Source organism: Catenulispora sp. MAP12-49 (genome assembly GCF_041262705.1).
In the GTDB taxonomy this organism is placed as follows: Bacteria; Actinomycetota; Actinomycetes; order Streptomycetales; family Catenulisporaceae; genus Catenulispora.
On record NZ_JBGCCP010000023.1, the window covers coordinates 133926 to 148593 of the forward strand.

Here is a 14668-nt window from a genome sequence, read left to right on the forward strand (position 1 = left end):
GGGGCGCTCAGGCCGATGCGATGTCCTGTTCTGGAGCCGCCGCAGTGTCCTGCTCCGGAACCGTCGGAGCCGCCGGGCCTGCCGGAGCCGCCGAAGTCTCCACACCCACCGGCACCGGCCCGAGATCGCGAATCAGCAGCCTGGCGATCAGCGCCGTCCCGACGCAGATCACCGCGCACGCCAGCGCGACCACGGCCATCGCCGTGGTGAACGCCGTCCCGGCCGTGTGCCGCAGCGCCTCGGCCGCGTCGTGCGGCAGCCCGGCGGCGATGCCGTCGGCCACGGCCACGTTCTTGCGCGCCTGGCCGGCGTCGACGCCGGGGATCGCGTGCAGCGCGGCGGCGGAGACCCGGTGCCGGTATACCGCCGCGCCGAGGCTGCCGAGCAGGGCCAGGCCGAGGGTCGAGCCGAAGACCGTCGAGGTCTCCGACAGCGACGCCGCCGAGCCGGCCTTCTCCTGCGGCACCGACCCGACGACGATGCCCGTGCCCTGCGCGTAGGTCGGGCCCACGCCGAGCGCGGCGAGGGTGTAGCACAGGACCACCGCGGCCAGCCATCCGGTCATCGCGGCCTGCGTGATCACCAGGTACGCGGCCGCCGAGAGGGCGGCGCCGATGATCATCGTGGTCGCCGGGCGGAACCACTTCAGCAGCACCGCCGACAGCGCGGTGCCGACCGCGAACCCGAAGCCCGTCGGCGCCTGGAGCAGGCCCGCGGCGCCCGGCGAGACGTCCGCGACGCTCTGGATCCACTGGCTGCTCATGATGCCCATGCCGGCCAGTGCCAGCGAGCTCAGGGACATCACCAGCAGGACCCCGGTGAACTCCCGCCGCCGGAACAAGCCGATGTCGATCATCGGATGGGCCAGGGCGCCCTGCCGTCGCACGAACAGCACCCCCACCACCAGGCCCGCCACGATCGCCGCGCCGGCCGGCACCGGGTTCGCCGCACCGCCCGCGGCGAACTCCTTGACGCCCCACACGACCGGCAGCACGGCGCCCAGCGACATCAGGACGCTGAGGTAGTCGAGCCGGCCGGCGTCCGGATTCCGGAACTCCGGCAACGCCTTCGGCCCCACCGCCAGCAGCAGCACCATCACCGGCACGCCGAGCAGGAACACCGAGCCCCACCAGAAGTACTCCAGCATGACCCCGCCGATGACCGGGCCCAGCGCCGTACCGCCGAACAGGCACGTCGACCAGATCCCGATGGCCTGCTTCTGCTGCTTGGGGTCGTGGAACATGGTGCTGATCAGCGCCAGCGTCGACGGCGAAAGCGACGCGCCGGCCACACCCAGCAGCGCCCGAGCCGCGATCAGCTCGGTGCCGTTGGTGGAGTAGGCGGCAAACAGCGACGTGAGGGTGAAGAAGGTCGCGCCGATCAGCAGCAGCCTGCGACGCCCCACTCGGTCCCCGAGCGTCCCCATCGTCGGCAGGAACCCGGCCAGCATGAAGCCGTAGATGTCGGTCACCCACAGCTGTTGGGCACCGGTGACCCCCAAGTCGGAGCTCAGATGCGGCAGAGCCAGGAACAAGGCGCCGATGTCCATGGCGACCAGCAGCGCCGGCAGGGCCAGGACCGCCAGGCCCACCCACTCCTTGCGCCCGGCCCGGGCGACGGCCGCCGGCGCCGGGGTTCCCGAAGCAGCTCCCGAAGTCGCGTCTTGCATGAGACGTCCTTTCTCCGCGCCCGGGGCTGCGTGCTTGGCAGCACCCGCATGAGCATCGTCATGCCGTGGTGCGCGGTGGCCGTCTCCGAAGATGCGGACCCCGGCGGGTCCGGCAATCGGGGAGGTGCCGCCTGTCGGGCGCGCGGGGAGGCTTGGGGAAGCAGACCTTTGAGGAGCGCGGCATGACGAGGACCGCTCGTGCGGCCGAAGTGGCGATCGAGGTGTGGTTGCCGCACCATTGCTCGGACCCGCTCTCCGTTGACGGGATCTGGAATCTCGCGGCGTCGTTCCACGAGCTACACCCCGAGTACGTGATCAACATCCGGGAAGGCGATTCCGGCACAGGCCGCAGGCCGACGTTGGTGCAGTATCCGTACCCTGCGACCCAGCAGGCCCGAGACATGCGCTCGGAATCCGGCGGCCCGCTGTTCGTGCCCGTCCACGACGCGATCGACGGCCGCCAGGAGATCCTCGGGCACCCCGTCGTCACCGCCGACATCCTGGCGGCGGCGCGCGCCGCGTACTCCTACGACGGAGTACTGCTGGCCGTCCCGACGCTGATTTCCACGACGCTCCTGTACGCCAACACCCGCCTTCTGGAGGCAGCCGGCGTGACGCGCCTGCCGCAGACCTGGAACGAGGTCGAGGGTGCGTGCGAGGCGGTGCGCGGCGTGCCCGGCGTTCGTCATGCCATCGCCTGGCCGAACCACGGCGAGATCTTCCAGCAGGCGGTCGCCCAAGCCGGCGGTCTTCTCGCCGACCACGGCAACGGCCGCCGGGGCCGCGCGGAGAAGATGCTCTTGGACTCCCCGGAGATGCTGGCCTTCGTCGGCTGGTGGCGCCGTATGCACCGCCAAGGGCGCTACCTTTACGCGCGGCAGGATTGGCAGGACACCTTCACCGCCTTCGCGGAGCAGGAGGTCGCCTTCATCCTCGGATCCTCAGCCGAGGCCGACCGGCTTTCGCTCGCGGGGCGCGAGCACGGCTTCGAGGTCGCGGCCGGCCGGATGCCCTACAGCGGGAGGTTCCCCTTTGCCGGCAACAGTGTCGGCGGGGACGCGATCTGGCTGACGGATGGCTTGGCGCCGGCCGTCAGGGACGGCGCGCTGGCGTTCCTGCAGTACCTGATGGCGCCGGAGCACGCGGCGCGGCGCCGCACGCCGCCGGCCGTCGCCCTGGACCAGCTGGCCGCCTCCGACCGCTCCCCGGCGGCGCTCGGGGCCCTGATCGGCGAGGCCGACCGCATCCAGGACACCATGGCGCGTGCGATGCGCGACGTGCTGCTCGGCGAGGAGGACCCGGCCTGGCGCTTCGCGGCGGCCAATGTCGAGGCTCAGCGGCTGCTGGACGAGTACAACGAACGGTGCCGCGCTCATCGCGCTTGACGGCCGTCAGTTGTTGACCAAAGCCTGCACCGCCGATTCGACGTCGGACAGCGTCAGCTTGGCGTGGAAGGACGACGGTCCCGATCCGTTGTCCGTTTCGATGGAGTCCGGGCAGGTCGAGGGGTCGCCGTCGATCTCCTTCGGTGACAACACCTGCGTCCCGGTCTGCGCCGCGTAGACAGTGAGGGTGTACTGCTCGTTCTTCAGGGGCACATCCACTCCTCCCTCGTAGTCGCAGTTCCCGATCGTGGCATCGGTCTTGACCCCGGTGACGCAGGCGACGAGCTGGACGTCGGCCGCGTTCGCGGGGATCCACTGGCCGTACTCGTCGTCCAGGACCCCGGCATTGTCGCTGACTCCTGCGAAGCCGCCGGAGCCGCCTTCGAAATCGATGGGATGCGGGCCGTTGCCCGGGTTGTAGGACGCGGCGCGGGAAGCCGGGTGCCCGCCGCACACCGCGGAGTAGCCGAGCCCGTGTTCGGGCAGGTGGATCGTGGAGATGGCGGCGCCGCCGAGCACCACGGCGGCGAAGGCGGCGCCTTGCAGGACGGCCCACCGGTGCCGCTGCCGCGAGCGCTGCTGGACCTCGGCAGCCTCGGCCATGATGTCGTCCGCCACCAGGTCGGCGGCCTCCTCCGCCTGCGGCGTGCCCTGGTTGGGGTTGGTCGCGGCGATCACCCGGTGGGCGGCGGTCGCGTCCGCCACGAGCCCCCGGAACCATTCCTTGGCGATCCTGCCCTTGGCCGCGTCCTTGAAGAAGGCGTTGATGACGACGACGCCTCCGACGTGGCCGTATGAGTGGAGCGCCGCCCACCGCGCGTTGACAGTGCCCTTCCCCGTGTTCGCGAAGATGCCGGCAGCGGTGATGGCCAGTGGCGGGTAGTCCGCCTGTTCCCCCGCCTCGAGCTGCGCGCGGCCCCGGTCGAACGCGCGCAGCTGCAACTCGGCGTCGACGAGCTGCTGCAATCGGTCCATCCCCGAGACCCGCCGCAGCATGATCCGGCCGTCCGTCCCCGTCAGATCCGGCGCGTCGGCGAGGCCTGTTTCCTCCAGGGCGTCCTCCTGCGGCAGGATCGCCATGTCGGCCGCGCCCCGCCACGAGTAGTGCGCCTCGTCCCAGCGCACGGACCGTCGCTGTCGGCCGAGGCAGCAGACGAGCCCGTGCTCGTACACCACGACGCACTCGGGCGTGCCGCTGTACCGCCAGAGCCCGATCCCCACCAGCAGGGCTGCGACGAGGACGAGGGCCGGCAGGTGCCAACCCAGCAACCCGATGGTGATCGCGACGGCCATCACCACGAGCGTGAGCGGCCACAGAATCAGTGCCCTGGTGGCGCGCCGCCAGAAGACGGCCTTGCGCGCCCCGAGCTCCCGCTGCTGAGCCAGCGCCGTGACGGCCGGGGGCACCCCGACGGTGAAAGTGACGGACATCCTGGCGCCCCCTGGCGGGTAACTATGACCTCTGCGATAGTCCGCTGAGGATTCAACCAGCGCCTGTTCCGCCTGTCCATCGACTCCGGGCACACGCCGGTGAGAAGGCAACCGGCAACCCTCGCCGGTCAGGGAAGCCGGACCGAAAGCCCGTGGTGGAACACGTCGAGCGGATCATAAGCCTGCTTCGCCCGCTGCAACCGCGGATAGTTCTCCTTGAAATACAAGGCCGACCAGTCCAGCCCCGAACGATTCCACTCCGGGTCGGCCAGGTCGGTGTCGGGGTAGCCGATGTAGGAACCGTCGTTGATCGCGTCCGGGACCGGCACGCCGCCGGAATGCGCGTAGACGTCGCGGTAGTAGTCGCGCACCCAGGCCAGGTGGCGCTCGTCGTCGGCCGGGTCGGTCCAGCAGCCGGTGCTGTAGGAGGCCTTGAGGATGCAGTCGCGCTGCGCCACCGCCGTGGCCTCCGGCGCCACGGCGCCCACCTGGCCGCCGAATCCGGTCACCACCAGGCAGCCCATCGGGTTGTCGTAGTCCGTCGACGACAGGTGCCGGTAGATCGCGGCGATCTGCGCGTCGGAGAAGCCGCGCCGCAGGTAGCCCGCCTTGTTCTTGTAACGTCCGGCCGGGTCGCTGGGCCAGCTGTAGGACGGCAGCCAGGTGTCCAGCCACGGGGCGGTCTCGGTGGTATCGGTAGTCTTGGCGGTATCGGTGGTCTCGGCGGTCGCCGACATCGGCGCGGCCTGGATGCCGCGGGCGATGGCCTCGGTGTGGCTGTGCAGGATCTCCGCGGCGTCCGGTGCGTCGTCGGGGATCACCGAGGTCAGCATGAGCATCGTGCCCGAGCGGTGGGTGATGATCAGGTTGCTCCACAGCGCGGTCGCCGGCGCGCCGGGCTTGCTGTTCTCCTCGTACCAGGTGCAGTAGTTGCGCAGCAGGGTGGTGAAATCGGCCTCGGAGACCGCGTCCCAGGACCACATGGTGTCGCGCCGGAGCACGGCGCGCGGGGCGCGGGGGAGCTGGCGGGACGGCTCGGCGTCCGGGGTCCCCGGTGTGCGCAGCCAGTACTTGGTGACGACGCCGAAGCTGCCGCCTCCGCCGCCGGTGTGCGCCCACCACAGGTCGTGGTGCGGATCGCCGGGGTCGCTGGTGCCCACCACGACGCGCGCCCGGCCGTCCGCGCCGACCACGACCGCCTCGACCGCCGCGAGGTGGTCCACGACCAGGCCGTCGCGCCGGGACAGCGGGCCGTAGCCGCCGGCCGCGATGTGCCCGCCGGCGGCGACCTCGAAGCAGGTGCCGGCCGGGATGGTCACGCCCCAGCCGTCGTGCAGGGTGCGGTAGACGTGGTCCAGCCGGGCGCCGGGTTCGACCACGAAGGCGTCGCGGGCGGGGTCGTGGCCGACGTGGTCCAGGGCGGACAGGTCGATCAGGATCCTGACGTCCGGGTGCGCGGTGAAGTCCTCGAAGCAGTGGCCGCCGCTGCGGACGGCGACCCGCCGGCCGGAGTCCACCGCCTCCTGGACCGCGGCCCGGACGTCGTCGGCGTCGCGGGCCAGCCGGATCTGCTCGGGGCGGCCCACGAAACGGTGGTTGTAGCCCTCGACGAGGGCGGGGTAGCGGGGGTCGTCGCGGGTGACGACGGCGGCGGTCGGGTCCGTCATGGCGGCCTCCTCGGCGGTTCGGGCGGTGCTTGATCCGGTGCTTGATCCGGTGCTTGATTTGATGCTTGATCCGGTGCTTGAACTGCTGCGCGGTCCCTGCCCCGACCGTGCCACCGGCCCGCCTCCGGGGGCATCTCGCCGTGTGCGCTCGCGCATGTCCCGGCGGGCCGTGCGGCCCCGCGCATATACAATGAGCTGGTGCGTTCCGACCAACGGCTGGAAAGCTTGCTCGCGGAGCTCAGGCCCTCGGTCCTCGGCGCGCTGGTCCGGCGCCACGGGCAGTTCGACGGCTGCGAGGACGCGGTGCAGGAGGCGCTCGTCTCCGCCGCCACGCAGTGGCCGGCCGAGGGCGTCCCGGACAACCCGCGGGCCTGGCTGCTCACCGTGGCCGGCCGCCGCCTCACCGACTACTGGCGCAGCGACCAGGCGCGCCGCACCCGCGAGGTGACGGTCGCGACGATGGCGCCGGCGGAGTCCGCGCTGGCCCCGGCCCCGGACGACGACGAGCGGGTCTCGGCCGACGACGACACCCTGATGCTGCTGTTCCTGTGCTGCCACCCGGCCCTGACCCCGTCCTCGCAGGTGGCGCTCACCCTGCGCGCGGTCGGCGGCCTGACCACCGAGGAGATCGCGCAGGCCTTCCTGGTCCCGCAGACCTCGATGACCCGCCGCATCTCCCGCGCCAAGCAGCTGATCAAGGACGCGGGCATGACGTTCCGCATGCCGCCGGAGGAGGAGCGCGCCGAGCGCACCCGCGCGGTCCTGCACGTCCTGTACCTGATCTTCAACGAGGGCTACGCCGCCACCGCGGGGGAGGACCTGCTGCGCCCGGACCTCACCGCCGAGGCCATCCGCCTGACCCGCCAGGCGCACCGCGTCCTGCCGGGCAACGGCGAGGTCGCCGGCCTGCTGGCGCTGATGCTGCTCACCGAGGCCCGCCGCCCGGCCCGCACCCAGGCCGACGGGGCCCTGGTCCCGATCGCCGAGCAGGACCGCTCCCAGTGGAGCGCCGAACTGGCCGAGGAGGGCCTGGCCCTGGTGGTCCAGGCCCTGGCCCGCCCGGGCGTCGGCCCCTACCGGCTCCAGGCCGCCATCGCCGCGGTGCACGTCGAGACCCCCGAAGGCGGCCAGACCGACTGGCCGCAGATCCTGGCCCTGTACGACCTGCTGGAGCAGCTGGCCCCGAACTCGGTGGTCCGCCTGAACCGCGCGGTGGCGATGGCCATGGTCAAGGGCCCGCGCGAAGGCCTGGGCCTGCTGGAGCCGCTGGAGCAGGACCGCTGGATGGCCGGCAGCCACCGGCTCAGCGCGGTCCGGGCGTACCTGCTGGAGATGGACGGCGACCTCCCGGGGGCGCAGGAGGCGTACCGGACGGCGGCTAGTCAGGCCGCCAGCGGGCCCGAGCGGCGGTATCTGGCCGAGCAGGCGGAGCGGGTGGCCGCGGCTTTGGAAGGCGGAGCGGGAGCGGGATCGGCGGCGGGACCGGGATTGGGGTAGGCGGCTGACATAGTGGCCGGCGTGTTCACCGACCACGCACTCCTCGCCGACCTGACTCGGCTGATGACCCTGACAGGCGTCCCCGAGGCGGACTCCGACCGCATCCTCGCCGCGATCGCCGGAACTCGGCAGCCCAGCGCCGTTCGCACCCTGCTTCTGGCCAGCACGCGAAGGCGCGCCTGGGTCGCGGCCAACGACGGCTACGTCCACCACTGGGGGGATGGCGTCCTGCTGACCGTCTCACCATTCAGGCCCGACTTCCGCCCGCGGGCCCGCCGGGTGACCGACGATCTCGGCGGATCGCGGTGCATGAAGGCCGACAGGTATCGATGGAGCGACCCGGAGGCCTGGCGTTACACCCGGCTCGGCGGGCGCACCCTGCGTGTCGCGGACGGCGCGCCGGTGAAGGTCGGCGACGCCTTGACCGACGGCCCGGTGTACCTCGGCGACATCCAGCGCGTCTGGGGCACGAAGCCCGCGATCGCCAACGGTACCGGCCGCTTGTCGCAGGCGACCGGACTGAGCGCGGAGGACGCCGACCAGGTGGTGCGGTTGCTGTTCGGTGCCGTGAAGGTGGTCGAGGCCGGTGCCGACCTGCCGCCCGGCGCGCGGTTGTCGACGGGGGCTGTTGTCAGCCGCGAGGTCTTCATGCATGACAACCAGAGGGCCTCGGAGCAGGGGAAGGCCGACGGCAGGAACTACATGTCCACGGGCCAGCCGCTGTTCATGAGCGTCGCCGTGGCCCTGGCCATCGCCGACAACGGCGGGGTGCTGCCGCAGTAGGACTCGCCGGCCCCACGGCCACGCTGAGCACGTTGGCGGATGAGCCCGCGGCGCCCCGGCCCGCACGCTGAGAGGCGAGCAGGAAGGGGCCGAGCCGCCATGTCAGAAGCCGTCCACGCGACCACAGCCACGCCGCCGCCGCCGACCGTCGCCCTTGGCATCGCCTTTGCGGGCGATCCCGCCTACGACGAGGCGACCGCCGTCTACAACCTCGCCGGACCGGCCCATCCCGCCGCGGCGGTCACCACCACCAGCGTCGCCGACGTGCAGGCCGCGATCGGCTACGCGGCGGCGCGCGGGCAGGGCGTGCGCGTCCACACCACCGGACACTCGGCCGCCGCCGCCACGCCGATGGACGGCGCCGTCCTCATCCGGCCGATCCTGCGCGGCGGGGTCGAGATCGACGCCGAGCGCCGCCTTGCCCACATTCCCGCCGGGAGGTCCTGGAACGAGGTCGTCCACGCCGCCGCACCGCACGGACTCGTGGCCGCGCACGGTACTTCCGGCACCGTCGGAGCGGTCGGCTACCTGCTGCACGGCGGCGTCAGCCTCTACGGCCGCAAGCTCGGCCTGGCCGCCAACCACGTCCGGGCGATCGAGCTGGTCACCGCGGAGGGCCGGCTGCGGCGGGTCAGCCTGACGCAGGACCCTGAGCTGTTCTGGGCTCTGCGCGGCGGCGGTGGCGGCCTCGGTGTCGTGACCGCCGTCGAGCTCGCGCTGTTCCCGGTCGCCGAGCTGGTCACCGGGGCCGCCTTCTGGTCGTGGGCGCACGCCGAGGCCGTCGTCGAAGCCTGGTACGACTGGACGCTGCGCGCACCCGAGGAGGTCTCGACCTCCCTGCGCGTGATGAACCTCCCGGACCTGCCGATGATCCCGCCGATGCTCAAGGGCGGCCCGGTGGTGTGCATGGCCGGCGTCGCGCTCGGTGCCGGGCATGCGCGGGAACTCCTGGCCCCGCTCCGGGCGGTCGGCGAACCGGTCCTGGACACCTGGCAGGCCGCCGGCCCCGAAACCGTCCCCGAGGTCCACATGGACCCCGACGAGCCCGGCACCTTCATCGGCGACCACTTCCTGCTCTCCGAACCGGGCCGCGAGGGCATCGCCGCCTTCCTGCGCACGACCGGCCCCGGCTCCGGATCCCCGCTGATCGTCGCCGAGCTGCGCCAGCTCGGCGGCCGGATGGCCGTCGCGGACCCCTCCGGCGGCGCGCTGAACCACTTCGACGAGCGCTTCGCCTACATGGGCGCCGGAGTCCCGGAGCTGCGCGGCACCCCGGCGGAGATCATCGGGCACTGCGACACCATGCGCGCCGCACTGCGCCCTTGGGACACCCGGCGTACCGCACCGGGGTTCGTCAAAGGACTCGACCGGCCGCGCGCCCACCTGTCCGAGGACGACATCCTCGCCATCGAGCGGGTCCGGGCCCGGGTCGACCCCGACGGCCTGTTCCGCGGCGACGCGATGCCGGAGACCATGAATCGGGAGATGTCATGACCCAGGTGATCGCGGACATCTCGGTATCCCTTGACGGCTTCGTCGCCGGCCCCGACGACGGCCCGGACCGCCACCCGCTGGGCATCGGCGGCGAGCGCCTGCACCGCTGGCTCTTCGACCTCGCATCCTGGCAGGCCCAAGCCGACGGCGAGTGGGGCGAACGCCGCGAGCACGGCACGCCCGCCGACATCATGGGCGACTTCTTCGCACGCACCGGCGCGGCCGTCATCGGCCGCCGCATGTTCGACCACGGCGAGAAGGCCTGGGGCGACGAGCCCCCGTTCCACATCCCGGTGTTCGTCGTGACGCACCGGCCGCTGCCCCCGCGCCGGATGTCCGGCGGCACCGACTTCGAGTTCGTCACCGAAGGCGTCGCGGCCGCCGTCCGCCAGGCGGTCGCCGCGGCCGGCGCCAAAGACGTGGCGGTCATGGGCGGCGGACGTGTCATCTCCTCGTGCCTGGCCGCCGGGCTGCTGGACGAACTGCGTCTGCATGTGGTCCCGGTCCTGCTCGGCGGCGGCGTCCCGTTGTTCGCCCCGCCCACGGATCCCTCGATCATGCTGGCCACGGCCCGGGTGGAGCTGTCATCAGGCGTGACCCACGTCTTCCACCGCATCATCAAGTGAGCCACGAGCAAGGAAGAGGACGAAGATGCTGTCCGACAAAGTGATGCTGGTCTCCGGCGTCGGCCCGGGCCTGGGCCGCGAGATCGCCGTGCGCGGCGCCGCGGCCGGAGCCGACGTCGTCCTGGCCGCCCGCACCGAGACGATCCTGAAGACGGTGGCCGCCGAGGTCGAGGCACACGGCCGGCGCGCGCTGGCCGTCCCCACCGACATCCTCGACCCGGAGTCCTGCAGGGCTCTGACCGAGCGCGCGCTGGAGGACTTCGGCCGCGTCGACGTGTTCGTCAGCAACGCCTTCGCGCCGCCGACGATGGGCGACCTGGCCACGATGGACCTGGACGCCGTGCGCACCTCCCTGGAGACCGACGCGCTGGCCGCGCTCCGTCTGGTGCAGCTGCTGGCCCCGACGTTGACCGCGAGCGCGGGCTCGATCGTGATGGTCAGCTCGGCGGTCGTACACCACTCCCGCCCGAACTTCGGCGCGTACAAGGCCTCGAAGTCGGCGCTGCGCTCCCTGGGCAGCAGCCTGGCCACCGAACTGGGCCCCGGCGGCGTCCGGGTGAACACCGTGGTGCCGAACTACATCTGGACCGAGGGCCTGAAGAGTTGGTTCGCGTATCAGGCCGCTGAGCGCGGGGTGAGCGTCGAGGACGTCTACGCCGAGACGGCCGCCGCGTTCGACCTGCGGCGGCTGCCCGACCCCGGCGACGTGGCCAACGCGGTCCTGTTCCTGGCCTCCGACCTGGCAAGGGCGATCACCGGGCAGAGCCTGAACGTGGACGCGGGGGAGTTCCACTCCTAAGCAGTGGCTACTCGTTCTCGTCACGGGGGGAAGAACGGCAGGTCGATGTAGACGTTGCCGGCAGCGTCATGGTGCCCACCACAGAGCGGAGGGCCGGACTGGGGATCAGTCGCCGTAGCAGCGGCCGGCGACCGGCTCCTCAGTCGTCGGCGGCGACGATCAGCGTCAGCAGGTGTACCTCGGGCGCCACGATGACGATCTCGTGGAATTCGGCGGGAATGAAGCCCAGGTCGTGCATCGCGTCCTGGCCGAGTTCGGCGAGGCGGTACCGGCTCCCCGCCCGGCGGATGGGCGCGTAGACCTCTTCCTCCAGCACGTCGGCCAGGGTCGGAGGCAGAGCGCCCAGCTGGCGGGCCCACGTGTCGAGCTCGCCGATCGCGGTGTCCACGTCCACGGCCTGGTAGGCGGCGGGGGTGATGCGGCCGAGGTGGTAGGGGCCGTGGACGCCGCTGCCGGGGTCGGCGCCCCCGCCGATGTATCCGTCCTCGAACTGGCCGTCGTCGATGAGCGTGCTCAGCAGGCGCTCGTCGGCCGGGGCGGCCGGTATCCGGAACCGTTTGATGTTGATCCAGCGAAAGCCGTGGTGCGAGGGAGGCACGAAGTCGTGCTCGAGGAAGTTGATGAGCGCCTGGTCGGCGAAGTCGATCAGCGGAGTCACGGACCAACTGTGCCATGCGTCCGGCGGCAACCCGTTCTACTGTCGATGGTATGCCTGCTGAGGAGAACGAGGCGCGGCCGGCCGTGACCCTTGTCGGCGATCAGTGGTCGCCGGAATGCTCGGTGCTGCGGACCTTCCTGACCCGCAGCGAGGTCCCCTTCACCTGGCTGCGGCCCGCCGACCCGCTCGGCGCACAGGTACTGGCCGAGCATGATCTGGCCGCCGCGGACACCCCGGTACTGATCGACGACGCGGGACGCGTGCTGCGCGCGTCGCGGCCGCGCGGGCTCGAACCGGTCGCCGAGTGGCTCGGCCTGCACACCGATCCCGGCGGCGAGGTGTACGACCTGGTGGTCGTCGGCGCCGGCCCGGCCGGGATGGCGGCGGCCGTCTACGGGGCCTCGGAGGGGCTGCGCACCGTGGTGGTCGAACGGTGGGCGATCGGCGGCCAGTCGGGCCTCACCTCGCGGATCGAGAACTACCTCGGCTTCCCCGACGGCATCTCCGGTGCGGACCTGGCCGACCGCGCACGCAGGCAGGCGACCAAGTTCGGGGCCGAACTCGTCCTGACCCGGCACGCGAACACCCTGCAAGACCGCACCGGCGGCGGCTTCACGGTCGGCTTCACCGACGGCGGCAGCGTCGCCGGCCGCGCGCTGATCATCGCGACCGGCGCGAACACCCGCACCCTGCACGCCCCCGGCGTCGCCGACTACGCCGGCCGCGGCGTCTACTACTTCGCCGCCCTCACCGAGGCACCCCTGTGCACCGGCCACGACGTGTACATCGTCGGCGGCGCCAACTCGGCGGGCCAGGCCGCGATCTACTTCTCCGAATGCGCCCGCAAGGTGGTCCTCCTGGTCCGCGGGGACTCCCTCGACCGGGAGATGTCGACCTACCTGATCAAGCAGATCGACGCCATCCCCACGATCGAGGTCCGCACCCACACCGAGGTCGCCGGCGCCGCCGGCGACACCCACCTGGAGCGCCTGACGCTGCGCGACACCCGCACCGGCACCACCGAGACAGCAGACGCCACCTGGCTGTTCGCCTTCATCGGCGCCGACCCCGACACCGTCTGGCTGGGCCCGCGCTTCCTGTGGGATGCTGACGGGTGCCTGGTCACGGGGAACGACATCGCGGCTGCGGGTGCTGCCGGTGCTGCCGGTGCTGCCGAACCGGGCTGGCCTTTGGCGCGCGCGCCGTATCACTTGGAGACGACGGTGCCCGGCGTCTTTGCCGCCGGCGATGTGCGCGCTTGGTCTGCGCGGCGGGTTGCCGGCGCGGTGGGGGAGGGGTCGATGGCGGTGATGTTGGTGCACGCCTATTTGGCGGGGTGAGGGGTCAGTGGCGAGGGGCCGCAGGCACGCTCAGTCGGCGGTGCCGCGTGCTTTGTTGACGGCGGCCTGGAGCTGCAACCACGACGGATCTGTGGCCTCGGCGGCGGTGACGGTTTCCAGCCCTTCGGCGTCCCAGGTGCGAGTTCCGTTGGTCAGGATCAGGTGCGGCTCCGGGTTGGAGTTGTCGGGGACCTCGGCGGTGCTGTCCAGGAAAGCCGCGACCGCTTCTGGGGCGGTGTCGGCGATCACGGATACCAGCATCAGTTCTCCGTCGTCGGAGGCGATGAGGAGATCGCCTGCTGCCGTGGCGCTGAGTACAGAGAACGGCGTGCCGGGCAGGACGTCGTGTTCGATCGCGCTCTGGGCCTGAAGGTCGAGTTCGACAAGCGTTCCGCTGGGCCTTCCGATCCAGAGCACGCCGGGGCGGGCCCCGAACCCGATGTCCTCCCGATTGCGCCGACCGGGCTCGTCGAGAGACGTCGCGAGAACGCGTCGAAGCGAGGGGAACTCGAACACCTCCAGGATGTGACCGTAGGCGTTGCCCCGAACCGCGAAATGGCGTCCGTCCGCGCTGAAGATCGGCGTGCTGTAGCCGTCGGCGTCGAGAATCAGCGCTCTGCGGAGTATGCGCATCGCACCGGGTGCGGACTCGTGATCGACGCGCGCGAACAGCCCGAGCGTCGCGCCCTGGTCGCTGGCGAGGGTGAGTACCAAACCGCCGCCGGGGTGCGCCGCGACGCCGGTGTCCCATTGAGGGCCTGTGCCGACGGTGCCCGAGTCGAGATCAATCACATCAGAGCTCTGCCACGCGTCTTTTCCGCCGGCGGATGACGGTGATCCCCACAGCGCCCGGCCGTCGGGGCTGAACGCCAGATAGCGGTAGCGCGCGCCGGCCGGCACACCTTCGAGCTCGGAGAACCCAGCCTGCGTCCACTTCACCGACCCGCCGAGCTCAGTCGACGCCACGAGGAGCGGCTGGTGCGGATGCCATGCCAAAGCCGGGGCCCGCTTCATCCGTGCCCAGCCGAACGAATCGCCGTACGGTTCCGAGGTTGTGCCCACGGCGGCGAGTTCGTTCAGGCGCCCCGCCTCGTGGCTCCAGACGTGGATCGCCGGACGCTCCGCGTCCACGACGGCGAACAGCGGAAGCCGCGGGTGGCAGACCAGCTGCTCGATCTCGCGTACGGCATCCGCTTTTGCGCGCGCCACAACCTCGACAACAGTCACGGCACGACAGGCTAGTCGCGCCGGACGTTTGACCGGCGGCCACCCCGCCTTGCCGAACCACGTTCGCTCGCGTGCGGCGGCCGGGTGGCTAT

At 71.8% G+C, this 14668-nt stretch carries 12 protein-coding genes; 7 read left to right on the forward strand and 5 right to left on the reverse strand.

Translation table 11 applies throughout. The features are described from left to right. Positions 1-7: 7 nt before the first annotated feature. Complete coding sequence (locus tag ABIA35_RS33350; protein WP_370360611.1) at positions 8-1669, reverse strand: MFS transporter; 1662 nt, start codon at positions 1667-1669, stop codon at positions 8-10. Between the two features lie 182 nt (positions 1670-1851). Between ABIA35_RS33350 and ABIA35_RS33355 the strand changes: the two genes are divergently transcribed. After that, positions 1852-3054, forward strand: a complete 1203-nt coding sequence (locus ABIA35_RS33355; RefSeq protein WP_370360612.1) for an ABC transporter substrate-binding protein — start codon at positions 1852-1854, stop codon at positions 3052-3054. 6 nt (positions 3055-3060) lie between these two features. Here ABIA35_RS33355 and ABIA35_RS33360 read toward each other — a convergent pair whose 3' ends face one another. Together ABIA35_RS33360 and ABIA35_RS33365 are read right to left on the reverse strand one after the other, a co-directional pair. Further along, positions 3061-4485 carry a hypothetical protein gene (locus ABIA35_RS33360; RefSeq protein ID WP_370360613.1) on the reverse strand — a complete coding sequence of 475 codons (1425 nt, stop codon included), beginning with the start codon at positions 4483-4485 and terminating at the stop codon, positions 3061-3063. A gap of 128 nt (positions 4486-4613) precedes the next feature. After that, positions 4614-6152 (reverse strand): FAD-binding oxidoreductase, encoded by a 1539-nt coding sequence (locus tag ABIA35_RS33365; protein ID WP_370360614.1) that lies wholly within the window; start codon positions 6150-6152, stop codon positions 4614-4616. A 198-nt stretch (positions 6153-6350) separates the two neighbouring features. On the opposite strand from ABIA35_RS33365, the gene ABIA35_RS33370 reads away from it, so the two are divergent. The 5 genes from ABIA35_RS33370 (at position 6351) to ABIA35_RS33390 (ending at position 11351) form a co-directional block, all read left to right on the forward strand. After that, the gene (locus ABIA35_RS33370) at positions 6351-7649 is read left to right on the forward strand and encodes an RNA polymerase sigma factor (RefSeq protein WP_370360615.1); all 1299 of its coding nucleotides are present in this window, start codon (positions 6351-6353) and stop codon (positions 7647-7649) included. Between the two features lie 21 nt (positions 7650-7670). Next, entirely contained in the window at positions 7671-8432 is a 762-nt protein-coding gene (locus tag ABIA35_RS33375; protein WP_370360616.1) for a hypothetical protein, read from the forward strand. A gap of 99 nt (positions 8433-8531) precedes the next feature. After that, positions 8532-9926 (forward strand): FAD-binding oxidoreductase, encoded by a 1395-nt coding sequence (locus tag ABIA35_RS33380; protein ID WP_370360617.1) that lies wholly within the window; start codon positions 8532-8534, stop codon positions 9924-9926. Beyond that, a complete protein-coding gene (locus tag ABIA35_RS33385) occupies positions 9923-10552 on the forward strand; it encodes a dihydrofolate reductase family protein (protein ID WP_370360618.1) in 630 nt (209 codons plus the stop codon). Before ABIA35_RS33380 ends, ABIA35_RS33385 begins: the two co-directional genes overlap by 4 nt. Before the next feature lie 25 nt (positions 10553-10577). Beyond that, a complete protein-coding gene (locus ABIA35_RS33390; RefSeq protein ID WP_370360619.1) occupies positions 10578-11351 on the forward strand; it encodes an SDR family oxidoreductase in 774 nt (257 codons plus the stop codon). Between the two features lie 139 nt (positions 11352-11490). Here the strand turns inward: ABIA35_RS33390 and ABIA35_RS33395 are convergent, their stop codons facing one another. Then, positions 11491-12009 carry a hypothetical protein gene (locus ABIA35_RS33395; protein ID WP_370334878.1) on the reverse strand — a complete coding sequence of 173 codons (519 nt, stop codon included), beginning with the start codon at positions 12007-12009 and terminating at the stop codon, positions 11491-11493. A 50-nt stretch (positions 12010-12059) separates the two neighbouring features. Here ABIA35_RS33395 and ABIA35_RS33400 point away from each other — a divergent pair, with 50 nt between their 5' ends. After that, complete coding sequence (locus ABIA35_RS33400) at positions 12060-13349, forward strand: NAD(P)/FAD-dependent oxidoreductase (RefSeq protein WP_370360620.1); 1290 nt, start codon at positions 12060-12062, stop codon at positions 13347-13349. Between the two features lie 30 nt (positions 13350-13379). On the opposite strand, the gene ABIA35_RS33405 is transcribed toward ABIA35_RS33400, so the two are convergent. Beyond that, positions 13380-14576, reverse strand: coding sequence for a hypothetical protein (locus ABIA35_RS33405; RefSeq protein ID WP_370360621.1), 1197 nt, complete (start codon positions 14574-14576; stop codon positions 13380-13382). Positions 14577-14668: the final 92 nt, after the last annotated feature.

What these genes read in the sequence shown, in the direction of transcription:
- ABIA35_RS33350 (WP_370360611.1), bottom strand. Translation starts at nt 1,669, where the DNA reads ATGCAAGACGCGACTTCGGGAGCTGCTTCGGGAACCCCGGCGCCGGCG.
- ABIA35_RS33355 (WP_370360612.1), top strand. Translation starts at nt 1,852, where the DNA reads ATGACGAGGACCGCTCGTGCGGCCGAAGTGGCGATCGAGGTGTGGTTG.
- ABIA35_RS33360 (WP_370360613.1), bottom strand. Translation starts at nt 4,485, where the DNA reads ATGTCCGTCACTTTCACCGTCGGGGTGCCCCCGGCCGTCACGGCGCTG.
- ABIA35_RS33365 (WP_370360614.1), bottom strand. Translation starts at nt 6,152, where the DNA reads ATGACGGACCCGACCGCCGCCGTCGTCACCCGCGACGACCCCCGCTAC.
- ABIA35_RS33380 (WP_370360617.1), top strand. Translation starts at nt 8,532, where the DNA reads ATGTCAGAAGCCGTCCACGCGACCACAGCCACGCCGCCGCCGCCGACC.
- ABIA35_RS33385 (WP_370360618.1), top strand. Translation starts at nt 9,923, where the DNA reads ATGACCCAGGTGATCGCGGACATCTCGGTATCCCTTGACGGCTTCGTC.
- ABIA35_RS33390 (WP_370360619.1), top strand. Translation starts at nt 10,578, where the DNA reads ATGCTGTCCGACAAAGTGATGCTGGTCTCCGGCGTCGGCCCGGGCCTG.
- ABIA35_RS33400 (WP_370360620.1), top strand. Translation starts at nt 12,060, where the DNA reads ATGCCTGCTGAGGAGAACGAGGCGCGGCCGGCCGTGACCCTTGTCGGC.